We start from the raw sequence: 23,692 nt of genomic DNA, 5'->3' as shown, positions 1-23,692 counted from the left end.
TTCACGCTCTCCGTTTCCGCTTACCCGTCAGGTCTTCTCGAAAGGCCACTGTTCCACCTTCTGTCATAGTCACTGACACGAGAGATGCGGAACTGTTACAGGACAGTTCGAGCGGTTTGGCGAATCATCGGAAGGAGAAGCGGCTGATGCACAGCACCTCTCAAATCATTGACGTTCGTGACAGACTGTATCGGGTTAATGCCAACCGATAGGGCAATGTGATGGCTTCGAGAATTGCGGTTGTTCTTGTGGTGCTGGGTGCGATCGCCGTGTCCTGGTGGCTGTTACGCGTATTGGGGATGCCCGCAAACCTGTCTCCGGATTCGCTCGCGGCCTGGCTGCAAAGTCAGGGGGCTGCCGGTCCGTTACTGCTGATGCTGCTGATGCTGATCGCGGTGGTTGTCGGCCCCATCCCCACACTCCCTGTCAGTGCCACCGCCGGACTGGCCTTTGGCATTGTCCCGGGAACCGCCATTGCTGCGACGGGTGCCGCTGGTGGCGCTCTGGTGGCCTTCTGGATTGCCCGATTCCTTGGCCGGGAAGCGATCTGCGGGCGCTTCCCGGACAACCCAGTTCTTGCGAGGGATGGCTCACAGCGCTTTCTCACCATTGCCATCCTTTTGACTCGTCTGATCCCTGTTTTTTCCTTCGCCCTCATCAGTTATGCCGCGGGCGTTACGGCGCTCCATACCTGGCGCTTTATCGTTGCCACCACCATCGGCATGCTGCCAATGACCCTGGTGTTTGCAGGACTGGGGAACACTTTCAGACTGAGCCCGGTTTTGACGGTCGTGGCGGCACTGGCTGTGCTGGCCGTTATGGTGTGGTTGCCCTGGTCGTTCAGCCGGCATCCGGATTCGCGGCTTGCCCGCTGGCTGCATCTCCATCAATAACGCCAGGGTGTCGCAAAGGGGGCCGACAAGTCTGGTTAATGCCTTAATCGGATTCACGAAACGGGCCCAAACCTTGCTTTCCTTTTCCTGAACGACGAATTTTCGTTGCCGGAAGGAAACCAATTGCCATGTCTCTCCTGACCTCTTTGATCGGCGCCGGAACGGCGTTTCAACAGACCACGGGACGACAGGCCCAGGCCCGCGAGGCTCGCCCGGAAGCGGCTGAGACCACGCCAGAGCCCCGGCGGATTGATGCCGGGGACGACAGCGTCACCATCGGCGGCGGTGCCCCATCGCGGCGTGGACCGCAGCTTTCAGTCGAACAGTACAAGTCCAGCGTTGGGCAGGATCACGCCTTCGTGCGGGATACGTTGCGGCACAAACTTGCCGAGTATGACCTCAACCCGGCAACGCGGCTGAATGTGGAAAAGCAGGACGGCGGGAGTCTGTCCCTGAAGGCCCTGATGCCGGAGAACACCCGCCAGCAGATCGAGAGAGACCTGAACAACAATCGGCCATTCCGGGAGGCGTTCGGGCGGCTCAGCGTCAACGAGCCGACACTGTCGTTTGTCGACACAGCCATGAAGCTCAACGAAGCCTACGGGGTCAGCAATCCGGTGCTGGACCAGATTGTCAGCGAAAACGACCAGTTCAATGGATTGCAGGATCTGGCCCACCGGTACGACAACGTCCGGCGGGCCGTGGGGTCGGAGCAGTTTGAAGCGGCCGGCAACCGCTCGGATTACGCGTTCAGTCTGAATGCCTGAAAAGCACCTTCGCGTAGTCCTTGAAGTCCGGCAACCTCTCAGTGCAGAGCGCATGGACAATGGCCCAGTTCACGCGCTCGTAGTCGTGGATCATGATATTGCGGAATCCGACAGCCCGGGTCAGGTTGTCTGCAAGCGACTGCTTGATCAGACCCTCTTCCGCCAGCAACTGGAAGGTTTGCCCCATCGTCTGGGGAACCGGGCGACGCGCGTCGTCAACGAGGTAGTGGGCCGCCAGATCGACACACAACTGAATGGCCCGGGTCAGATTGAGTGAAATGATGTCCTGAGCATCAACGTTCTCCGCCAACTCGTTTGCCGTCTCAGGAAGCCAGCTTTCGATTCTCCTGAGGCAGCGCCGGAGCGAATCCAGCTTTTGCCCCACTAACTGTTCATCCATTGATCCAGCCTTTCGCGTATCATTCGTTGTTGGATCGGCACGAAATCCGCCTGCTCCATCAGGTTGCGGTGAACGAGCCGGGCAAAGTCCGAGCGTGTTCCCATGATTTGTTCGCCCGTCGTCAGAATACGGTTCAGCAGCGGTTCGCCCACCGTCCTCAGATCAATCAGATCAACGGGGCGACCGCAACAATCCGCCAGCGCTCCGAGCAGCGCGCTTTTCTGCTCCGCCGAAAGAGGGCGACTGGCTTCCACGGCAATATCAAGATCACTGTCCGGCCGCTCACGGGATTCGGCAACGGAACCAAACACAATCGCCAGCTTGATCGCTGGCTCCACCGACAGAGCGGCCTGTATCGACTCGTTCGTCGTCATCGTCACTCCAACTGAAACGGACCCGGATCGCCCTTGCCGACCCGGGTCACCTCGGGAACATCCCCGCAGAAGTTCACCACGGTCGTCGCCTCCAGGCCGCAGTTGCCGCCGTCAATGATCAGATCCACATGATGCTCAAGCCGCTCGCGGATGTCTTCGGGCTCCACCATGGGGTCCTCATCGTCGGGCATGATCAGCGTGGAGCTCATGATCGGCTCGCCCAGTTCCGCCAGCAGCGCGTCGACGATGGGATTTTCCGGCACCCGCAGTCCAATGGTGCGGCGCTTGGGATGCAGCAGCCGACGTGGCACTTCGTTGGTCGCATGCAGGATGAAGGTGTAGGGGCCGGGCGTGAAGTTCTTCAGCAACCGGTACTGGGTATTGTCCACTTTCGCATAGGTGCCAATGTCGGACAGATCCCGGCAGACCAGCGTGAAGTTGTGCTTGTCATCCAGTTCCCGGATCCACTTGATCCGTTCGGCCGCCTTCTTATCCTCAAGCTGACAGCCGATGGCATAGGCCGAGTCGGTGGGATACACCACCACACCGCCCCTGCGGAGAATGTCCACCGCCTGTTTGATCAACCGGGGCTGGGGCGTGACCGGGTGAATCTGGAAGAATTGACTCATAGGGACGCCTCCTGCTTGAGCCGGTGTGCGTGATTATTTGCCGTTACCGCCCAGGCAGTTCGGGGAGTCCGGCGACTGTTGCTGACGGGCCTGCCACTCGTCCGGCGTATACAGATGCAACGCCAGAGCGTGGACGCCGCCCTGAAGTTCGGCACTCAACTCACTATAGATGGCCTGGTGACGCTTGACCCGGTTGCGCCCTTCAAAAGCTGGCGAGACCAGCGTCACCTTGAAATGCGTTTCGGAGTTGGGCGGCACATTGTGGCGATGGCTCTCATTCTCCACGACGAGATGATCCCCGGGGAAGGCGTTGGCGAGACGCGATTCGATGGACTGCTGAACCGGCATCGTGACTTCAGGCATAATGATCGGTCTCCAATTCGTGAACCCTTTCCAGTCGATTGTACATGCGCCTCTATATTGCGGAAAAACCCAGTCTGGCCCGAGCGATCGCCGCGGCACTGCCGGGGCGGCCAAAACGTCGCCAGGGCTGGCTGGAGTGCGACGATGGCGTGTGTGTCTCGTGGTGCGTTGGCCATCTGCTCTCACCGGCGGAACCGGGCGAGTACCACCCCGAGTGGCAGCGCTGGCGCCTTCAGACACTGCCGATAATCCCTGAAAGCTGGAAAGCCAGCCCCAGAGAATCGGTTCGTGACCAGCTCGCGATCCTACAGTCGCTGATTGCCAAGGCCGACTCGCTGGTCCACGCCGGCGACCCGGATCGTGAGGGGCAGTTGCTGGTCGATGAGGTGCTCCGCTACTGCCAGGTACGGATTCCGGTCGATCGTGTCCTGATCAACGACCTGACACCGGACGCTGTGCAACGCGCGCTTGCCGACACCCGGGACAACCGCCAGTTCCGGCGCCTCTCCCACTCCGCCCTCGCCCGGCAGAGAGCCGACTGGCTTTATGGCATCAATCTGACCCGGGCCTACACACTGCGCTATCAACAACAGGGGGAACAGGGTGTTTACTCCGTGGGGCGCGTACAGACGCCGGTTCTGGGACTCGTCGTGCAGCGGGACCGGACCATTGCCCACTTTACCCCCCGGCCCTTCTACTCACTGACCGTTCAGGCCCGGCCAGATACCTCCGACAACAGCCACTTCATAGCACGGTGGCAGGCCGGCGAACGCCACGAGACGAGTCTGGACGAGGAAGGGCGATTGCTGGACCGCTCGATCGCTGAAACCATTGCCGGCGAGGTCCAGGGACAGACGGGCACCATTACCAATGCGCGGTTCCGCGAGCGGGAGGAGGCGCCGCCCCTGCCCCTCTCTCTGTCCGTCCTGCAGATCGAAGCCGGGCGCCTGTTTGGCCTGAGCGCCCGCGACACGCTGGACACGGCCCAGTCCCTGTACGAAAAACACCAACTGATTACCTACCCGCGTTCGGACTGCCGATACCTGCCAGAGGGGCATTTCATGGAACGGCTTCGGGTGACCGACGCCATCACCGCTGTGGCCCCGGAGTTATCCAGCGACACCGAGTCCATGGACACCAGCCGCCGCTCGCGGGCCTGGGACGATCAGCAGGTCGACGCCCACCACGCCATTATCCCGACGACCCGACAGCGGCCAGCCGGTCCCCTGTCCCGCCGGGAACAACAGGTCTACCAGCTCGTCGCCCGCTATTACCTGATGCAGTTCTTCCCGCCCGCGACCCATCGGGAAGGAAGGCTGGATCTGGCCGTCGAGGGCCACGATTTTCGCGCCACCGAGACCGGCGTGGTGGCACCGGGCTGGAAGCAGCTGGAACCGCGGAGCCGCGAGAGTGAGTCGCCTGGTTCCCGTCGCCCGCCGCTGCCCCGGCTGGAGACAGGCGATGCCGTACAGATCACCGACACCGGCATCCGCGACCGCGAGACCACACCACCGCGTCACTTCACCGATGCCACACTGCTCTCGGCCATGACCCATATCGCCCGGTTCGTGGAGGATGCCGAACAGCGCAGGACGCTGAGAGAAACCGACGGCCTTGGCACCGAAGCCACCCGCGCGGCGATCATTGAGACCCTTTTCCAGCGCGATTACCTCTACCGCGATGGGCGCGCCATCCGGGCAACCGACAAGGGAATGAACCTCATCGACGCGTTGCCGGACACCATGGCAAAACCGGATATGACCGCCCAGTGGGAAGCCACCCTGGAGCAGATCCGGCAGGGCAACGGTGACCCACGCCAGTTCCTCGGCGAGCTGGAGACCCATATCCGGGCGCTGATCGCACCATTGCAGCAGGGGGGTGGTCCTGCTCCCACCGCCGATCCCGGCAGCGGGATTCACTGCCCGCGCTGCCGGGCCCCGATGTGCGAACGGGAGAGCCGTTACGGCCGCTTCTGGGCCTGTACACGCTACCCGGACTGTCGCGGCACCCGACCGATCGAGGCATCGGACGTGGCGGCCACAGACGGCACGGACCAGGCGCCGGTCCCCTGCCCGGCCTGTTACTCCCCCTTAGTCCGGCGTCAGGGCAAAAAAGGGTGGTTCTGGGGCTGTAGTCAGTTCCCGGGCTGCCGACAAACGGTAGAGGACCGGGACGGGAAACCGGCCACCTCCGCGCTGCCGTCGGGGAACACCTGATCATTGCCGGTAACACAAACACACTGACCGGCCCGCGCGAATTTGTCAGAATAGGATTGAGGGCTGGTACGCCTTGGAAGCTATCAACCATGAGGGATCGCCATGCGCATCGCGCTGCTGGAAGATGAACTGGAACAGGCACAGAACATCCAGAACCTGCTTGCTGAACGGTCGTATCAATGCGACAGCTTTGAAACCGGGCAGGCCTTTCTCAGTGCGGTTACCCATCGCAGCTACGACCTTCTGATTCTCGACTGGCAGATTCCCGACATGTCCGGGATCGACGTGCTGCGGAATGTCCGCACCCAGATGGACTGGCCGATTCCCGTGGTGTTCCTGACGCAACGCGACAGTGAGGAAGACGTGGTCAAGGCACTGGACGCCGGCGCCGATGATTACCTGGCCAAGCCGGCCCGGCCGGCCGAACTGCTGGCGCGCATCGGGGCACTGGCACGCCGGAGTCAGCCGGACAGCCAGAAAGCCACACTGCAGTATGGCCCGTTCCAGATCGATATCCGCAGCCGGACCATTCACCTTCACGAGGAAGAACTGGTTCTGACCGATAAGGATTTCGACCTGACCCTGTTCCTGTTCCAGAATCAGGGCCGTCTGCTGACGCGGGAAATGCTTCTCGAGCGCGTCTGGGGCATGACCAACGACATCAACACCCGGACCGTCGACACGCACATGAGCCGTCTGCGCCGCCGGCTGGGTATCAAGCCCGAGAACGGCTTCCGGATCAAGACCATCTATCAGCGGGGGTACCGGCTGGAGGCCATGCAGAACGCCCCTGAAAACACGCACACCGACGCCGATTCCATTCCCTCAGCAGGCTGACCACGACCCATAACGGCTATGATGAACGCCCAACGCCGCACTGTGCGCCTCACATCCCAAAGACCCCGCTGGTCCGCTATTCAACCAGCCTTGGCGGTCATGGCGCTGTTCATCAGTCTGACGGCGATGGCGGAACTGTCTGTCACGCAGGGCTCTGCGGTCGCGGCTGAGAGCGGATCGCAATCATCCTCGCCCCAACCGGAGTGGACTTACACCCTGCGACCGGATGACACGGTGCAGGCCGTGGCGCGTCGGGTGCTGTCTTCTCAGCACTCGGTCCGTGACCTGATGCGCGTGAACGGGCTGACCAAAGCCAACAAACTGCAGGCTGGCGATACGCTCAACATTCCTCTGAGCTGGCTTGAGGAACGACCGGAACCGGCCGTCGCCGTCGCCGTCAATGGCACGGCACACCATGTCAGTCCTCGCCACGATCGCCAACGGCCCCTGAAACCTCAGCAACAACTGTACAGTGGAGACGAAATACGGACACTGACAGGGTTCGTGGTGATTCAGCTGGCCGATGGCTCTGTGGTTCGCCTCGGCCCACACAGCCAAATGACGTTCAACCGCCTGACGCGGTACCGCAAAACGGCGATGGTCGATACCCGGTTGCGCCTCCGTCAGGGATCCCTTGAGACCGAAGTGCAGCCAATGGAGACTGAAGGGTCCCGTTTTGAGGTCCACACGCCCTCCGCTGTCGCGGCAGTACGCGGCACTGATTTCCGCCTTCAGGCGCTGAACGGACATACCCGACTCCAGGTGACGGCGGGCTCTGTTGCTTTCGGACCACCAGGTGAAGCCGAAATGGTGCCTGCCGGCTATGGCGCGATCAGCGGCGGCCAGACTCGCGACCCAGTGGATATCCGGCCGCTGCCTCCTCAACCGGAAGGAAGCCCGATACCAAACGTCATCGAGTCGCTGCCCGCCACAGTGAAGTGGCAGGGATCGGCTCCCGACGACCGTTTTCAGGTCGATATTTTCAATGAGCAAAGCCAAGCCTGGATCGACCGCAGGACCGTCGAAGAGCCTCAGACCGCTCTGAAAAACCTCGACAATGGCCGTTATCGCATTCGCGTGGCCGCATTAACGGACAACGGGATCGCCGGAGAGCCGTGGCAGGAGACAGTGACCGTCGAACAGAAGGCCCTATCGGCTCGACTGTCGTCGCCCGCAGATGGCGCCTCGCTGAAAGACGACATGCCATCCTTTCAATGGGCTTACCAGGGCACCAATGAGATCGGTCGCATAGAGATCGCACGAAACAGTGACTTCACCGGAAGCATCGCAACCAGCGAATGGGCACCAGATGCGCGAGCTATTCCCAGCAAACCCCTGGCACCGGATCAGTATTACTGGCGCGTCGTAACCCGTGCTGGCGGCGACTCCGAGGCGACCTCCGAATCGCGGACATTCACGATTGAAGGGACACTGCCTCCAACCGCTATCATTAACGTCAATTATATCGATAGTCAGGTCCGGATTTTCTGGGAAGCAATCGACGGGGCGGATGGCTATCGAATGCAGCTTGCCGAGGATCCCGGCTTCGATAATATTGTCCGTGAAGCCGAGATTGACAATACAACGGCCGCCTTGCGCCTGATTCCGGGAAGGCGGTATTTTGTGCGGCTTCAGGCACTCTCGGACACAGCCGATAAGAATGGTCGCTGGGGATCGCCCCGAGAGCTTTTCGTCAACTGAACCGGGAGTCGGCATGATCCCGCCCCGTAAGCGAGATCCATGAACCAGGACTGGTTCCGACGCGCAAAAACCGGCACCCAGCTGGCCCTTCCCCTCGTTCTGGCCCTGTTACTGTTGCATGTGACGGGCGGGCAGGAGCGACTGAACCACTGGATCTACGACACGCTGATACTCAGTGCCCCCCAACCTCCCGCGGCGGATCTGGCGCTGGTGACGATTGACGAGGCAAGCCTGAGTGCCCTTGGACGCTGGCCCTGGCCCCGCCAACGACATGCCGAACTGATCAGACGCCTTGATGAGGCCGGCGCACGAACCATTGTCCTCGACGTTCTGTTCTCCGAACCGGCCAACGGTGATGACGCCCTGGCGAAGGCAATGCGCGATCATGGTCGCGTTGTGCTCCCCATTCACCTTTATCCACCCGCCGCCGGGCGCCCTCTGGCCGAACAACTTCCGACGACCGCACTGACCGGAGCGGCCAGCGCCCTGGGCCATGCCCACGTCACGCTGGATGGCGACGGCATCGCACGCGGCCTCTACCTGTACAGTGGCATGGGTCAGGCCTACTGGCCCGCCCTGTCACTGGCCACCGCCCGGGCGTCTGGTAACGGCAAGGCATGGCCTGACACGGTCGCAGAGCCGGGGACCGCTCCGATCATCAATGTCCGCCGGAACTACGTTCGGGTCCCGTTCGCCGGGTCGCCCGAACGGCTGCCCACAACCTCCTACCACGATGTACTGGAAGGTCACATCGACGCTAATCGGTTCCGGGGCAAGGTCGTGTTTATCGGCGCCACCGCGCCGGGATTTGGCGACGTCCTACCAACACCACTGTCCGGCCACGCCAGCCCCATGTCCGGCGTCGCCTTCCACGCCAATGCCTGGTCAGCCCTCGTGCAGGATGCGTTGATCCGCCCTGCGCCCAACTACCTGGAAACAACACTTGCCCTACTCGTTATCGCGCTGATGAGCCTCCTGCTGCCGGCACTCCGACCCGTCACGAGCTTCTGGTTCGCTATGATGACGGGGGCCCTCATCCTGTTAACGACCGTGATCGCCCTTCGCTTTCTGGACCTCTGGCTACCATCTGCCGGCCCAATCGCTGTCGCCTGGCTGGCGTTCCCGATCTGGAGCGCTCGCCGGCTGGAAATGCTGAACCGCTTTCTGAAACGTCAACTCGACCTTCTTGGACAGGATCCGGGACTGAGACTCAACCAGGCGCCCCATCGGACACCGGAGCGACTTCTGGAGGACCTCATCCGAATCGTGCGAGCCGAAGGCTGGTGGCTTTCGCATGGCGGACGAGTCATCCAATCCCGCGGAATGGCCGGCACCACGCGTCCCCGCGCGCTCAGCGACGGCCACTGGACACACATCGGCCCCGAAAGCTGGATTCGCTGGCGACAGGGCGGGCGCGTGTACGAACTGGGGCTGCGTCTGCCGGAAGGGTTCCACTCAGAGGCCAGCCGGCGCTACCTGCAACGCGTCGGTGTGGCGCCTCCTTTCCAGAAACCGGCACGCTCCGATGCGCCACTGCCAACGGAGTCCATCTCGGCCCGCATCGATCAGGTCCGCCAGGCCCTTCAGGCACTGACCGGCATGCGTGAACTGATTGCCAGGGGGTTCGAGCGGATGCCGGATGGCATCATCGTCACAGACGATCTCGGCAACGTCCAACTCGTTAACGGCCACGTCGTTCACTGGTTTGGTCAAAGCCACGCGGAGCTGGAAGGGTTTCCTCTGGCGCGACTCCTGGGCCTGCACGACGAGGAAGCCCAGGAGGACTGGAAAGAAACCATTGCCGACGTGTTGACCCTGCGGGAGACCCGAACGCTGGGCCTGCAGGTGTATGAACGGGATCTGCTGATCCATCTGGCGCCGTTTCCGCTGGCCCAGACCCACCAGCACGGCATTATCGCCAGCGTGGCCGACATCTCTGAAATGCGGGAGCAGCAGCGTCAGCATCGCCAGGCCATCGACTTCATTTCCCATGACGTCCGGTCGCCACTGGTCTCTCAGCTCGCCCTGATCGAGCAGATGAAACGACGCCCAGAGACCATCGGCACCGAACAACTGGATCAACTCGGACGTTTGGCACGCCGCAGTTACCAACTGGCGGAAGAATTCGTTCAACTCGCGCGGGCTGAGCAGTTGACCGATGACCGCTTCTACGACTTCGACTTCCTGTCGGTGGTTGAAAATGCTCGGGACAGCGTCAGTGAACAGGCAGCCAGCCGCAACATCCGCCTGGTGCTGAACGACTCGGAAGATCTCTGGCTGGAGGGGAATGCCGAGCTACTGGAGCGGGCCATCATCAATCTGCTGACCAACGCCGTTCAGTACAGCCCCGATGGCGGCACCATCACGTTGCAGGCTTTCCGTGCCGGCCACCAGGCCAGCCTGACCATCACCGACGAAGGCGCCGGCATCGACCGCAAGGAACTCCCTTTCCTGTTCGAGCGCTTCCACCGCCAGCAGACCACGGAACTGGCCGGCAACCATGGGGCCGGTCTTGGGCTGTCGTTCGTGAAGGTCGTCATCGATAAACACCACGGGGAAATCGATGTCCGATCAACGCCGGGCGAAGGCTCCTCATTCACCATCCGCCTTCCGGCACCGCCCTTTCCTTCTGTGCTTTGAGAAAGAACGCTTTTTTGCCACGGAAAGCACGGAAAGCGCCCTTCGGGCGCGGAAGAAGAAAGAAAATGAACAGAATGAGCGGGCTGAAAAGAGAGAGGCCGTTCTTTGATTGCTTTTTTTCAGTTTTTCCGTGTACTTCCGTGGCTAAAGAAACGGCTTCCAGGACCAGTAAATTCGCCACGGAAAACACGGAAGAACACGGCAGCGGATTCACTCTCGCTCATTTTTCCGTGTCTCTCCGTGTTTTCCGTGGCACACACTCTCTTTAGATCGTTTTGCTCACCACCGAGGACAGATCACTGCTCAGACCGTTCTGGTCGATCACGCGGACGGCGAAGTACCAGTCGCCGTCCGTGAGATCCTCAATGGTGTGGCTCATTGAGCCATCGGCCACTACCGTCACAGACTGTTCCAGCGCGTCCGGATCCTGACCGTAGACAATCTCGTATTCCTGCAGCTCGGCCAGTTGGATTTTTTCCCCGTTGACCCGGGTGCCCGGCGCCGTCCAGCTCAGCGTTGCCGTCCGGTCGACGTCCTGATCATTATTGTCGGCCGTGTCATCAGACGGTTCGCGACCGCTGTCACCCGTCGTGTCATCGTTCGACGCGGTGTCGCCTGTCGTGTCATCGTTCGACGCGGTGTCGTCCGTCGTGCCACCGGCGCCGCTGCCGGTCGTCGAGTCGTCGCCAGCGCTGGCATTGTCGTCCCCGTTGCTGGCAGTGTCGTCCGTTGTGCTGTTTGCACCATCCCGTTGACCGTCGTTACTGGACAGATCATTCCCATTGCCGCGGTCCGGCCCGTTGCCGTCCGACACCTCACTCTTGTCTGCTGATGCCGTGACCGCCTCATCGGCCGTTGCCTCACCCCCGCCACAACCGGCAAGGAGAAGAGCGAAGGAAATCGCGGCAACCCCTGCCAGTGACTTGTTAATGACGCGAATAGACATGTTTACCCACCAATGCTTTGACGATTTGACGAAATTTTACCCAGAACTTGGAAAGGAGGTTTGTTTTACGTCATTTTTCTTTTACTTTTTTGTCAATTTATTGGCGTATCGAGGGCCAGAAAAAAACGCTGACAAGACAGCGACCTAAGCATGTCTGTTTGAAACAGGCGTGACAGTCGGGGTGGAAAAAGCGGGAAGCGGTGAAAACAGAGTGGCCAGGCGTGAACGACGACGGAATATCGACAGAGCGATCGGTCAGGAGGAGGTCTTCATCTGGTAGAGGCGCCGATCAGCTTTCCGGATCAGCTCATCGGGGGTCAACGCGGTACCGGGTTCGATGGTTGAGACACCAAAACTGAACCGAACGACGACGTCGTCTTCCGGCAACCTCAAAGGCTGACGGGCAAGCGCATCCTGCATCCGCCTGGCAATCCGATCCCCATCGTCATGACGCTGACCTGGGAGCAACACGATGAACTCATCGCCGGCAAAGCGGAACAGGCGGTCGTCGCGACGGAGCAGCTCCCGCAGGCAGATGGCCACGTGGCGAAGACAGGCATCGCCGGCATCATGCCCCCACCGATCATTCACGGCCTTGAAGTCGTCCAGATCGATAAACAGCAGGGCCATCGGCTGCCCGTAACGGTTCACACGACCCAGCTCCTGATCCAGCGTCGTCTCCAGCTCCCGCCGGTTTGGCAATCCGGTCAGGGGATCCCGCGTGGCCAGGTGACGCAGCTGTTCACGGGCCCATATACTGGTGAGACCGGCCGACGTCTTGATGCCCAGTTGTGCCAGGAAAAACGCCTCCATCCCCGGGCAGTACCGATCGGCTTGCCCCGAGCCAAGAACCAGCGCACCGGAGAGCCGTCCGTCCAACTCCAGTGGCAGCAGGGCCAGGGAGCCCACCCGTCGCCGCAGGTGAACCGGCACCAGCGGTTGCATCTCATCCATGTTATTGACCAGGCGTGGCTGATCAGGATTGTCGGTCAGGCGCAGAAAGTCGACCGTGCTGAACAGCAGACGCTCGGACAAAGCCCCCTGCTCAGCCAGCATGGCCTCGATACGCTGGTTGTCCTCAATGTCGGTCAGCACGAGCCAGACCTCGGTCAGGTCAAATCGATCACGGACCCGCTCAGTCAGCCGATCCACAAACCCGGAGAGGCTGGTGGCACGCAACATGTCGATTTCGATATCAAAAAGCTTCCTGGCAATCGCCTCATTGCGACGTGCCTGGTAAACCAGCTCTTCAAGCGTCAGAGCGGTCTCCGACAGCGGGCCGGATGCGTCATCGGTGGGTGTCGCGGCTGAGTAATCAGGCATGTGGGACATAGACAGTGTCAGAAACCTCAGGAGTCCAATGAATCCTAGCAGAGCGGACACCGCGGCGGAAATCCACCCCGTTACATCCGATGCACTTTTTTCTGGCCACCCCGTTGACAGCATCCCGAACCGCCCGTATGATTCGCACCACATCGTCAGGGGGCGCCAACAACAGGGGCCGCCGGCGACGGTCCGGAAGGGCCGAAAACCAGTTTTGATGCGGGGTGGAGCAGTCTGGTAGCTCGTCGGGCTCATAACCCGAAGGTCGTTGGTTCGAATCCAGCCCCCGCTACCACATAATGAGAAAAGCCGGCTGATTGCCGGCTTTTTTCGTTTCCGCGGGGGCGTTATGAGTCAGCCCTTCTTTGCCGCTTCGCAGCCTAGTGTCCCGTCGGGCTAATTCCTTAACCTACTGAGCTTCTGAAAAACCGAAGAGCTAGGCGTGCTGGTGAAGGTTTGGTGGTTCCAAATCGAGACGGCACAACGACGCTATTCGGTTTTTCAGAAGCTCCCGAAGGGCTTGCCTCTGAGTCCTCAGAGGCAAGCAGTAGATTAAGGAATTAGCCCGACGGGACACTAGTGATGTCGACTCACTCTTTCCGCCCGCGCGGCGGTTTCCGTGCTTTCTGTGTTCTTCCGTGGCAAACCTTTATTTTCCGCGCCCTTCCACGGATTCCGCGGCGAACTCAATGAGTCGGAGGCATCGACTCCCTGCGGTCGTCGAGCCTTTCTGGCAGCCGTCGACGCGGACTTACCAATCAAACGACTGCTGTATCACCGATTCCCGGACGGGTCGGAAGGAGTGTCTGTGGATCGGGCTGGGCCCCAGGCGTTTGAGGGCTTCCAGGTGGGCAGGGCTGGGGTAGCCCTTGTGGCCGGCCAGGCCGTAGCCAGGGTAGCGCGCATCCATCTCGACCATGGTCCGGTCGCGGGTCACTTTGGCAAGGATCGACGCGGCACTGATGGCATCGACACGGCTGTCGCCTTTGATGACCGGCTCACTGGGCCAGCGCCAGCTGGGGCAGCGGTTGCCATCGACGAGGACATGTTCCGGTTCGGGCATCAGTTGCCGCACCGCACGCTCCATGGCAATGAACGTGGCCTGATAGATGTTGTGCTCGTCGATCTCCGCCGGTGAGCACTCACCAATGGCCCACGCCGCCGCGTGTTCTTTTATCTGATCGAAGAATCGTTCCCGACGGCGTTCGGTCAGCTTCTTGGAATCAGTCAGCCCCTCAACCGGCTTCTCCGGATCGAGAATGACCGCCGCGGCCACTACCGGGCCGGCCAGCGGCCCTCGCCCCACTTCATCCACGCCGGCCAACCGCCGGCCATCATAGCGGGCAACAAATGGCTGACCCTCCAGTGCCCGACTCATTCCCCCTCCCCGATCAGGCTCTTGACGGCATCCGCCGCACGCTCGCTGGCATTGCGGCGCAGCTGGCGATGGAACTCATCAAAAGCGCTCTCAAGCGCGGACACCGTCTCCGGGTGTTCCAGCTGGTGCAGCACTGCCTGACCAAGCGCCTCCGGTGTGGCGTCATTCTGTAGCAACTCGGGCACCAATTCACGCTGAGCCAGCAGATTTGGCAACGCCACGTGAGCGATGTGAACCAGGCGGGAGGCCAGAAAAAACGTGACGGGCGCAACGCGGTAGCCCACTACCATGGGCTTCTTCAGCAGCATGGCCTCCAGCGTCGCTGTCCCGGACGCCAGCAGGACCACGTCGGCCGCCGCCATCACCGCCCGGGAACGCCCTCTGACGAGCCGCACGGGCAGCTGCACATCCAGTGATGCCAGCAGGGCTTCCACCTGCTTCTCCCGCGCGCGATTGACACAGGGTATGACCAGCTGCAGATCTGTCCGGCGCTCCTGAAGCCACCGGGCCGCACTCAGGAACAGGGAACCGAGTCGTTCAATCTCGCCACCCCGGCTGCCAGGCAGAATTGCCAGCACGGGCTGATCCGGGTCGAGTGCCAGAGACCGACGGGCGTGGGCCGTGTCGACGCGCATGGGAATATCATCCGCCAGGGGGTGCCCCACAAAAGACACCGGCACATGGTGCTCCTCATAAAAGCGCGCCTCGAACGGAAACAGGGTCAGCATCCGGTCCACAGCCCGGGCAATCTTGTGAATGCGGTTCTGTCGCCAGGCCCATACCGACGGACTGACGTAGTGGGCCGTTCGGATGCCGGCCTTTCGAAGCTGACGTTCCAGACCAATGGTGAAATCGGGCGAATCGATGCCGATCACGACGTCTGGCGGCGTGGTCAGGAAATAATCCCGGACGCGGTGACGAATCTCGAACAGTTCACGCAGGCGACCGAGCACTTCCACCAGGCCCATAACCGACAGACGCTCCATGGGCACCAGCGAGTGGAATCCGGCGGCCTCCATTTCCGGACCGCCGATACCGGCAAAACGGGCATTCGGGTAGCGTTTGCGCAGCGCCCGGATCAGGCCGGCACCCAGAATATCCCCGGACGCTTCCCCGGCGACGATTCCAATGGCAACCGGGCGATCACTGACGACTGGTACGGATTCGGGCGCTGTGGCACCGTCATCCGTGGAGGCGGGAACAATGGCTGGGTCACTCAACACGGGCAGTTACCGGACAATCCCCCGGCCCGCCTGCTTGAGCGAGTCGATCAGCAGGCGCATTTCCGGCGTGTCCGTGAACTCCGTCTCCAGGGTTTCCGTGGCCTGTGCCAGCGTCAGCCCCTGACGATAGATCACTTTGTACGCCCGGCGCAGGTCGCGGATGACCTCGCGCGAGAAGCCGCGTCGTTTAAGCCCCTCTGCGTTCAGGCCATGGGCGCCGGCCGACTGTCCGCTCGCCATGATGTAGGCCGGAATGTCCTTGAGAATGATGCTTCCCCCCGCGCTCATGCTGTGCGGGCCGATATGGCAGAACTGGTGAACCATGCTGCCACCGCCCAGAATCGCCCAGTCGCCGACAGTGACGTGGCCGGCCAGCGTCGCGCAATTGGCCAGGATGGTGTCGTCGCCCACGACGCAGTCGTGGGCCACATGGACATATGCCATCAACAGGTTGTTGCTGCCGATGCGGGTTTCACCACGATCCTGGGCCGTGCCACGATGAATGGTCGTGTTCTCCCGGATGATGTTGTTATCACCAATCACCAGTGTCGTGGGTTCGCCATCGTACTTCTTATCCTGACATTCCTCGCCGATACTGGAGAACTGGAATATCCGGTTGTTACGGCCGATCGTTGTCGGCCCCTTGATCACCACGTGGGACAGGACTTCCGTGCCGTCGGCAATCTCGACATCAGGTCCGACCCACGTCCACGGGCCAATCGTGACGTTCTCCCCGATGGTTGCCGAGGGGTCCACGATCGCCTGTGGATGGATGCCTGACCAAACCTGTGAGGTCATTAAACTTCTCGCTCCGCTGTCATGATCTCTGCCACACAGGCCACTTTGCCGTCGACAAGGGCCCGGCAGTCGAATTTCCAGATACCGTGTTTGTCCGACAGGAACCGTGACTCCAGATCCAGTCTGTCACCCGGGACCACGGGGCGCTTGAAACGCACTTTGGACGACCCGGCCAGATAGTGGATAACACCATCTTCCGGCTTTCGATCAACGGTCACAAAGCCAAGAACCCCGGACAGCTGTGCCATGGCTTCAATAATCAATACCCCGGGCATGATCGGCTTCTGGGGAAAATGACCGGTGAAATAGGGTTCGTTGAACGAAATGTTCTTGTACCCGTAAATCGATTCACCAGCGGTGACTTCGGTCACACGATCCAGCAGCAGGAACGGATAACGATGGGGCAGGTACTCCAGAATCTCTTCAATATGCATCATCAGCAACGGCCTCTGGGATACCCCCGGTTCCGTCTTCTTGCCTGCTCCAGTGCTCCCGGAGACGCGTGGACGGTGCCGGAGGTTCCTTAATCCAACAGTTTCTTTTCAAGATCGCGCAGCCGTCTGGCCAGTTTGTCCAGTTGGCGGAAGCGCACGGCGTTTTTCTGCCACTTACGGTTCTCGTCTGCCGCCAGCCCGGAGGAATACACCCCGGGCTTGCGAATACTGTGGGTCACCATCGTCATACCGGTCAGTTGCACGCCATCGGCGATGGTCAGGTGCCCGCTCACGCCCGTCGCGCCCCCAAAGACACAATGGCGACCAATGACGGTACTGCCGGCAATTCCCACCATGGCCGCCATGGCGGTGTGATCGCCGACCTGCACGTTGTGACCGATCTGAACCAGGTTGTCGAGCTTGACCCCGTCACCAATCCGCGTCGGCTCGAGGGCCCCCCGGTCAATGGTGGTATTCGCCCCGACTTCCACATCATCACCGATCACAACACCGGCAATCTGTGCGATCCGATGCCAGACGCCTTTCTCGTTGGCAAAGCCGAACCCGTTGGAGCCGATCACCGCTCCGCTTTCAAGCAGGCAGCGCCGGCCAATCACAACGTCATGATAGAGCGTGACCCGCGCTTGGAGACGCGTGCCCTGCCCGACCACGGACCGTTCGCCCACGACCGAACCGGGGCCAACAATGGCCTGATCACCAACCACAGCACCTGCCGCAATCACCGCCTGGGGACCGATCGACGCGGAGTCGGCAACCTCAGCCCCTTCATCCACCACGGCAGACGGATGAATCCCCGGCTCGGCAACCGGCAGAGGGTCGAACCAGTGGCTTAGCTGAGCGTACCCGAGGTAGGGGTTGTCGAGTAACAGGACATTGGTCGGACTCGCCTCCGCCACATCCGAAGACAGGATCACCGCCGATGCGCGTGTCTCCTGGAGGTATCCGGCGTAGCGGGGATTGGCCAGAAAGCTGATCTGGCCAGGCTGGGCGGACTGCAGCGTCGCCACGCCCCCAATCCGGACCGTGTCGTCGCCCCGAAGCTCTGCCCCAAGCGCCTCGGCAATGTCACGGAGGGTGTAGTGTTGCTGGCTCATGCTGGATAATCCGATTCTGGATTCGATAGGCAACCATTGTAGCGAACGCCACGCGTGCGTGGAAAAGCGCTGGCGAGGCCAAAGCAAAAAACACCCTCTCCCGGAGGAGAGGGTGTGTCGTCACAGCCCCAAGGTTCGCCTTACTGGTTCAGCTTTTCCAGCAGCTGTTGGGTGAGATTCATATCCGGCTTGGAATACACGACTGCTTCGGCGGGCAGCACCAGATCGAGGTCGTGCTCCTTCTGCAGCTCCTTGATAGCGGCATCCACCTTTGGACGCGACTGCTTCAGGAACTGCTGCTTACGACTGGACACGGTGGAATCCAGGCGCTGCTTGAGGTAATTGAATTCCTGGACCTTCTCGCGGAATTTCTGCGTCAGTTCCTCGCGCTCGGATTCATTCATCATGGCGCCATCCTTCTCGAGGCGCTGCTTAAGCTTCTTGGCCTCCTGCTGGGCCTGACGGACTTTCTTCTCATCATCCGCGAACTCGCCCTGCAGCTTTTCGCTGAACGACTGCGCGCCCTCTGACGAAAACAGCGCACGACGCAGGTCCACCACGCCAATCGTGGTCTCGGCTGCCACCGGCAGGGCCAGCACGGCCATCAGCGCGGCCAGGAAGGTTTTTCTGATCATGTCCATCTCTCCTGATTGTGTGTGCTCTGACGGGGTGCCCCCGGATTCTTCAGAGTATTCCTAGAATTGCTGCCCCAGTGAAAACTGGAAGACCTGGGTATCGTCCCCGGGTTCGTCATTCAGCGGTTTCGCCAGACTGAATGCCAACGGCCCGATCGCAGTTATCCACTGGAAGCCCACACCCGCCGCCATCCGGATTTCACCCAGCGACACGTCGAAGCCCCGGTCCGGATCGAACACCTGCCCGGCATCGACGAACACAGAAGTGCGCATGGAGCGGCTGCCCTCGGCAAATGGCGTCGGCACGATCAACTGGGCGCTGCCCTCGGTGAGGATGGTGCCACCAAACGGATCCTGTTCGATACCGGGCGCGAGCTGGTCGTTATTGGTCGCCAGCGGCCCGAGTGAATTGGCCTCGTACCCGCGTACCGAACCATACCCGCCTGTAAAGTAATGTTCGAAGAACGGCATCACATCCGTGTCACCGTAGCCGTGAGCGTAACCGATGTCGGTGCGCGTCCGGAACACCCAGGTCTGGGCCTCATTGATCGGGAAGTAGGCATTGGTACGGTGGTTCACCTTGACATAGGTCAGGTCGCTGCCTGGCACCGCCACATTGGCGGAAATGGAGTGACTATAACCATCGGTTGCCAACACGCCACGGTTGAGAGTGTTCTGGTTCCAGGAGCCGGTCAGCAGATAGGTGTTGAACGTGTCCCCCTGGTTGTCGATGAAGGTCTCGACTTCTTCTGCCGGAAAACGGTCCGTTTTCAGTTTCGTCAGCGTGTAGCCCACACCGAAGTTCAGACGCGTGCTCTGGTTGACGGGATAGCCGAAGTTCAGGCGACCGCCGTATTCATCCAGCAGATAGGAAGAGATCTCCTCTTCCTCAAAATCCGTCTCACGGGCGAACAGGCTGAAGCCGCGGCTGACACCGTCCACCGTGTAATACGGGTTGGTGTAGGAAAAGTTGGCGCTCTTGATGGAATCGCTGATGTTGGCGCCCACTGACACACGCTTGCCTGTCCCGAGGAAGTTCTTCTCAGACACATTGGCGCCCAGGATGACGCCAGACGTCTGCGAGAAGCCAACGGAGGCCTGCAGACTCCCGGTCGCCTGCTCCTCCACAGTGTAGTTGACGTCGACTTTGCCCTCTTTTCCAGGCACACGGCGGGTTTCCACATCCACCGTCTTGAAGAAGCCGAGACGTTCCAGCTTGGTCTTGGAGAATTCGATCAGATCGGTGGACGCCACGGCGCCTTCCATCTGGACCAGCTCCTGGCGAAGCACTTCGTCGCGGGTCGAGACGTTGCCGCGGAACTCAATCCGCCGGACATAGGTCCGCTCGCCCGGCTCAATGAAGAAGGTGATGGATGCCGTATTGTCGTCGTGAGACTCCGGTACCGCATTGACGTTGGCGAACGTATAGCCTTCACGGCCCAGCCGGCTCGACAGACTGTTGGAGGTCTGGGTCAGCGCTGCCCGTGAGAAGGTATCCCCTTCGCGAATCTGCAGCAGTTCTCGCAACTCGTCTTCCGGCACGATCAGGGCGCCCCGCAGTTTGACATCGGAGACGGTGTACTTGGGCCCTTCATTCACCGCGATGGTGATGAACACGTCTTTCTTGTCCGGCGAGATGGATACCTGACTGGACTCGACGCTGAAGTCCAGGTAGCCCCGGTTGAGATACCACGACCGCAATGTTTCCAGATCACCACTGAGGCGTTCGCGGGCGTATTTATCCGCACTGGTGATGGACGTCCACCACCAGGAGGTCGCCAGCTCGAATTCCTCGGTCAGTGTCTCGTCAGTGAACGCTTCGTTGCCAATGATGTTGATGTGGCGAATCGCCGCCACGCTGCCTTCCTGGATGTCCAGCGACACGGACACTCGGTTACGCGGCTGGTCTTCCGCGGTGGCGTTCACACGGGCGCTGTAGCGACCCTGGGAGACATAGGAGCGCAGGATTTCCAGCTCGAGACGCTCCAGCGTGGCCCGCTTAAAGACCTGCCCCTCCTCAATCCCGGCCCCTTGCAGAGCCCCTTTCAGGCGCTCCGTCTCGATGTTCTGGTTGCCTTCAATCGAAATGTCGCTGATGGAGGGGCGCTCACGGACGGTGAGGATCAGGACGTTGTCATCGCGGCTGGCGCGAATGTCGGTGAACAGGCCCGTCTGGAAGAGGTTCCGGATGGCGTCGCTGACATCGCTGTCATTGATGGTTTCGCCAATATCGACGGGGAAGGCACTGAAAACGGTGCCGGCCGATACCCGCTGCAACCCTTCCACTTCGATATCCGAAACGACAAACTCGAAGGCCAGAGCCTGCGGCAGAGCCACCACCATCAGGCACAGCCCTGCCAACACACTCAGTAGAGGACGTCTCATTCAGTTCATTCGCCTGTTTATGCGCAATAAGGAACCGGGCGGGAAGCCCGGGAAGTCGGCAATTCTCACAACCGCATCAGGTCGTTGTAAAGGGCAAAGACCATGATGGTCAGAATCAGGGCCAGCCCGATACGCACGCCAATGGCCTGAGCCTGCTCGGAAACCGGCTTGCGGCGGATGGCCTCAATCGAATAGAAAAGGATGTGGCCACCGTCCAGCACCGGCACCGGCATCAGGTTGAGAATCCCGAGACTGATGCTCAGATACGCCAGGAAGCCAATGAAGTCCTGGAATCCGGAACTCACCGTGGCCTCAGCCACCCGGGCGATGGTAATCGGACCGCTGAGGTTTTCCGGGGACAGCAGCCCGGTCACCATCTTCTTGACGGCAACCAGAATCATCCGCGTGTCGGACCAGGTCTCACCCAGTGCCCGGGGAATCGATTCCAGCGGACCGAACTGATTGTGCCTCAGGCTCCCCTCAGGCCATTCGATCGGCGCAACGCCTGCACCAACCCGGCCGATGGTCTGCCCCGCCTCCCCTTCAACCGGCTCCGGCGTGACCGACAGGATGGTTTCATGCCCGTTTCGCTGAATGGTCATGGTGAGTGTCTCGCCCGGGGCGGCCTGAATCCGATCCACCAGATCAAACCAGTCGCCAACCGGTTCCCCGTCCACGGCTTTCACCCGGTCGCCCTGTTGCAAACCCGACGCCTGAGCCGGACTGCCATCGACGATTCGCCCCAGCACCGGCGGAATATCCGGCCGGTAGGGCTCAATACCAAAACGGCCAATCGGGTCCGGCTGGCGTCCCTCCAGGCGCCACCCCTTCAGGTCGGTCGTCAGGGTTCGTCTCTGACCACCTTCCTCGACCGTTACCATTACCGCACCCTGCTCACCGGCGCGCTCAAGCAGGCGCCCGCCGACATCGCGCCAGTCCGAAACCGACCGGCCATCGATTGCGACGATCTCCGTCCCGGAACTCAATCCCATGCGTTCTGCCACGCTGTCGGGCGTCACCTGGCCCACCACCGGTGCCACGGACGTAAAGCCCACCACGCTCAATAACCAGTAGGCGACGATGGCAAACAGAAAATTGGCGATGGGACCCGCCGAAGCGATGGCGATCCGCTGACCGGGTGACTTACGGGTAAACGCCTCGTGGAGCTGCTCGTCAGGCACCGGCCCTTCACGCTCGTCCAGCATTTTGACGTAACCGCCAAGCGGGATGGCCGCCACGGCGAATTCGGTCCCGTGGCGGTCATACCGGGAGAAGAGGGGCTTGCCGAAACCGACCGAGAACCGCAATACCCGGACACCGCAACGGCGTGCGACCCAGAAATGACCGTACTCATGAATCGTCACAAGAATACCGAGTGTGACGATTAACGCGAGAATGGTTTGAAGGATGTCCATCGGCTGCCTTTATCGCTCGCTACATCTGTCGACCGCTACGCCTGGGCCTCAACAATGGACCAGGCAAGCTGACGGGCCTGGGCATCCTGCTCGAAGATGACCTCAAAGCTCTCCGCCGCGACGGGAGCCTGTCGCTCCAGCGCCTTCTCAATGATAACGGGAATATCGGTGAATTTCAGATGACCATTCAGAAAGGCACGCACGGCCACTTCATTCGCCGCATTCAGCACCACCGGTGCCGTCCCCCCGAGGCGGAACGCGTCCGCGGCGAGTGTCAGACATGGGAATCGGTCTTCATCCGGCCGCTCAAAGCGGAATCGGCCCAGCTCGAACAGGTCCAGCGACCCCACCCCTGCATCAATACGCTCCGGCCAGGCAAGACCGTTGGCAATCGGCGTCCGCATGTCCGGACTGCCCAACTGCGCGAGGATGGAGCCGTCAAGATATTCCACCATGGAATGGATGATGCTTTCGGGGTGGACATGGACATCAATACGACCGGGCCCGGTGTTGAAAAGCCAACAGGCCTCAATCAACTCCAGGCCCTTGTTCATGAGGGTCGCGGAGTCCACTGAAATCTTCTGCCCCATGCTCCAGTTCGGATGCGCACAGGCCTGTTCCGGCGTCACGGAGGCTAGCGACGCCACCGGGGTTTCGCGGAACGGGCCGCCGGAGGCGGTCAACAGAATCCGCCGGACGCCGGCGCCGTCCGGGTCCCGGATGTGATCGGGTGGCAGACACTGGAAAATGGCGTTGTGTTCGCTGTCGATGGGCAGCAATTCCGCTCCGGACTCGGCGACCGCATCCATGAACAGCGCGCCGGACATCACCAGCGCTTCCTTATTGGCCAACAGAACGCGTTTACCGGCCCGGGCCGCCGCCAGTGTCGGACGCAGCCCTGCGCCGCCGACGATGGCCGCCATAACCACGTCGACCGTCTCAGCAGACGCGACCTGTTCGAGCCCTTCGCACCCGGAAAGCACGGTCACACCCAACCCGGCAGGCAAACGTTCGGCCAGTTCACGGGCGGCGTCGGGATCCGCCATGACAGCATAGCGGGGCTTGTGCTCGAAGCACAGGCGAATCATGGGATCCACCTGCCGATTGGCAGTCAATGCGTGGACGGCAAATCGATCCGGGTGTCGGGCCAGTACGTCCAGGGTGTTGAGACCGATGGATCCGGTCGCTCCCAGCAAAGTGACCTGGCGCATAGCGGCTCC

At 61.1% G+C, this 23,692-nt stretch carries 22 protein-coding genes and 1 tRNA gene; 7 read left to right on the top strand and 16 right to left on the bottom strand.

The window, feature by feature from the left end:
- Positions 1-221 precede the first annotated feature (221 nt).
- Positions 222-893 carry a TVP38/TMEM64 family protein gene (locus tag C8D92_RS14960; RefSeq protein WP_116919859.1) on the top strand — a complete coding sequence of 224 codons (672 nt, stop codon included), beginning with the start codon at positions 222-224 and terminating at the stop codon, positions 891-893.
- A 128-nt stretch (positions 894-1,021) separates the two neighbouring features.
- Positions 1,022-1,660, top strand: a complete 639-nt coding sequence (locus C8D92_RS14955) for a hypothetical protein (protein ID WP_116919858.1) — start codon at positions 1,022-1,024, stop codon at positions 1,658-1,660.
- Here the strand turns inward: C8D92_RS14955 and hepT are convergent.
- Genes hepT through C8D92_RS14935 form a run of 4 tightly spaced genes read right to left on the bottom strand, consistent with a single transcriptional unit; the run spans position 1,644 to position 3,426 of the window.
- Positions 1,644-2,060 (bottom strand): type VII toxin-antitoxin system HepT family RNase toxin, encoded by a 417-nt coding sequence (gene hepT, locus C8D92_RS14950; protein ID WP_116919857.1) that lies wholly within the window; start codon positions 2,058-2,060, stop codon positions 1,644-1,646. The genes C8D92_RS14955 and hepT overlap by 17 nt on opposite strands.
- Positions 2,045-2,434: a type VII toxin-antitoxin system MntA family adenylyltransferase antitoxin gene (mntA, locus tag C8D92_RS14945; protein ID WP_116919856.1), complete on the bottom strand. Its 390-nt coding sequence runs from the start codon at positions 2,432-2,434 to the stop codon at positions 2,045-2,047. The genes hepT and mntA overlap by 16 nt, the downstream gene beginning before the upstream one ends.
- Positions 2,435-2,436: 2 nt before the next feature.
- A complete protein-coding gene (locus C8D92_RS14940; protein WP_116919855.1) occupies positions 2,437-3,063 on the bottom strand; it encodes an L-threonylcarbamoyladenylate synthase in 627 nt (208 codons plus the stop codon).
- 33 nt (positions 3,064-3,096) lie between these two features.
- Entirely contained in the window at positions 3,097-3,426 is a 330-nt protein-coding gene (locus tag C8D92_RS14935) for a BolA family protein (RefSeq protein ID WP_458132257.1), read from the bottom strand.
- Between the two features lie 44 nt (positions 3,427-3,470).
- Here C8D92_RS14935 and C8D92_RS14930 point away from each other — a divergent pair, with 44 nt between their 5' ends.
- The 4 genes from C8D92_RS14930 (at position 3,471) to C8D92_RS14915 (ending at position 10,820) form a co-directional block, all read left to right on the top strand.
- Positions 3,471-5,642 (top strand): DNA topoisomerase III, encoded by a 2,172-nt coding sequence (locus C8D92_RS14930; RefSeq protein ID WP_116919854.1) that lies wholly within the window; start codon positions 3,471-3,473, stop codon positions 5,640-5,642.
- A 102-nt stretch (positions 5,643-5,744) separates the two neighbouring features.
- Positions 5,745-6,479, top strand: a complete 735-nt coding sequence (locus C8D92_RS14925; protein ID WP_095611106.1) for a response regulator transcription factor — start codon at positions 5,745-5,747, stop codon at positions 6,477-6,479.
- Positions 6,480-6,578: 99 nt separating this feature from the next.
- Complete coding sequence (locus C8D92_RS14920; RefSeq protein ID WP_243402470.1) at positions 6,579-8,180, top strand: FecR domain-containing protein; 1,602 nt, start codon at positions 6,579-6,581, stop codon at positions 8,178-8,180.
- A gap of 39 nt (positions 8,181-8,219) precedes the next feature.
- Positions 8,220-10,820, top strand: a complete 2,601-nt coding sequence (locus C8D92_RS14915; RefSeq protein ID WP_116919853.1) for a CHASE2 domain-containing protein — start codon at positions 8,220-8,222, stop codon at positions 10,818-10,820.
- Here the strand turns inward: C8D92_RS14915 and C8D92_RS15605 are convergent.
- From C8D92_RS15605 to C8D92_RS14905, 3 genes are all read right to left on the bottom strand, one after another.
- Positions 10,777-11,034, bottom strand: coding sequence for a hypothetical protein (locus C8D92_RS15605; protein WP_133243139.1), 258 nt, complete (start codon positions 11,032-11,034; stop codon positions 10,777-10,779). The two genes, C8D92_RS14915 and C8D92_RS15605, sit on opposite strands and share 44 nt — an antisense overlap.
- A 51-nt stretch (positions 11,035-11,085) precedes the next feature.
- A complete protein-coding gene (locus tag C8D92_RS14910; RefSeq protein ID WP_095611104.1) occupies positions 11,086-11,766 on the bottom strand; it encodes a fibronectin type III domain-containing protein in 681 nt (226 codons plus the stop codon).
- A 255-nt stretch (positions 11,767-12,021) separates the two neighbouring features.
- Complete coding sequence (locus tag C8D92_RS14905) at positions 12,022-13,098, bottom strand: GGDEF domain-containing protein (protein WP_158222353.1); 1,077 nt, start codon at positions 13,096-13,098, stop codon at positions 12,022-12,024.
- Between the two features lie 209 nt (positions 13,099-13,307).
- Between C8D92_RS14905 and C8D92_RS14900 the strand changes: the two genes are divergently transcribed.
- A tRNA-Met gene (locus C8D92_RS14900) sits at positions 13,308-13,384 on the top strand.
- A gap of 456 nt (positions 13,385-13,840) precedes the next feature.
- Here the strand turns inward: C8D92_RS14900 and rnhB are convergent.
- The 9 genes from rnhB to ispC form a co-directional block, all read right to left on the bottom strand.
- Positions 13,841-14,467, bottom strand: a complete 627-nt coding sequence (rnhB, locus tag C8D92_RS14895; protein ID WP_095612076.1) for a ribonuclease HII — start codon at positions 14,465-14,467, stop codon at positions 13,841-13,843.
- On the bottom strand, positions 14,464-15,597 hold the full coding sequence (lpxB, locus tag C8D92_RS14890; protein ID WP_228151287.1) for a lipid-A-disaccharide synthase: 1,134 nt from the start codon (positions 15,595-15,597) through the stop codon (positions 14,464-14,466). Before lpxB ends, rnhB begins: the two co-directional genes overlap by 4 nt.
- A 99-nt stretch (positions 15,598-15,696) precedes the next feature.
- Positions 15,697-16,488, bottom strand: coding sequence for an acyl-ACP--UDP-N-acetylglucosamine O-acyltransferase (gene lpxA, locus C8D92_RS14885; RefSeq protein WP_095612077.1), 792 nt, complete (start codon positions 16,486-16,488; stop codon positions 15,697-15,699).
- Positions 16,488-16,925 (bottom strand): 3-hydroxyacyl-ACP dehydratase FabZ, encoded by a 438-nt coding sequence (fabZ, locus tag C8D92_RS14880; protein WP_095612078.1) that lies wholly within the window; start codon positions 16,923-16,925, stop codon positions 16,488-16,490. The genes lpxA and fabZ overlap by 1 nt, the downstream gene beginning before the upstream one ends.
- 86 nt (positions 16,926-17,011) lie before the next feature.
- On the bottom strand, positions 17,012-18,037 hold the full coding sequence (gene lpxD, locus C8D92_RS14875; RefSeq protein WP_095612079.1) for a UDP-3-O-(3-hydroxymyristoyl)glucosamine N-acyltransferase: 1,026 nt from the start codon (positions 18,035-18,037) through the stop codon (positions 17,012-17,014).
- A 140-nt stretch (positions 18,038-18,177) separates the two neighbouring features.
- On the bottom strand, positions 18,178-18,672 hold the full coding sequence (locus tag C8D92_RS14870; RefSeq protein WP_095612080.1) for an OmpH/Skp family outer membrane protein: 495 nt from the start codon (positions 18,670-18,672) through the stop codon (positions 18,178-18,180).
- Positions 18,673-18,732: 60 nt separating this feature from the next.
- A complete protein-coding gene (gene bamA / locus C8D92_RS14865) occupies positions 18,733-21,057 on the bottom strand; it encodes an outer membrane protein assembly factor BamA (RefSeq protein WP_095612081.1) in 2,325 nt (774 codons plus the stop codon).
- Between the two features lie 65 nt (positions 21,058-21,122).
- Complete coding sequence (gene rseP, locus C8D92_RS14860; RefSeq protein WP_095612082.1) at positions 21,123-22,472, bottom strand: RIP metalloprotease RseP; 1,350 nt, start codon at positions 22,470-22,472, stop codon at positions 21,123-21,125.
- A gap of 35 nt (positions 22,473-22,507) precedes the next feature.
- Entirely contained in the window at positions 22,508-23,683 is a 1,176-nt protein-coding gene (gene ispC / locus C8D92_RS14855) for a 1-deoxy-D-xylulose-5-phosphate reductoisomerase (protein WP_116919852.1), read from the bottom strand.
- Positions 23,684-23,692: the final 9 nt, after the last annotated feature.

The sequence above is a fragment of the Tamilnaduibacter salinus genome (assembly GCF_003096655.1).
GTDB classification, from domain to species: domain Bacteria; phylum Pseudomonadota; class Gammaproteobacteria; order Pseudomonadales; family Oleiphilaceae; genus Tamilnaduibacter; species Tamilnaduibacter salinus.
The sequence above is the reverse complement of the archived record's forward strand: the minus strand, read 5'-3'. Positions and strand labels throughout refer to the sequence as shown.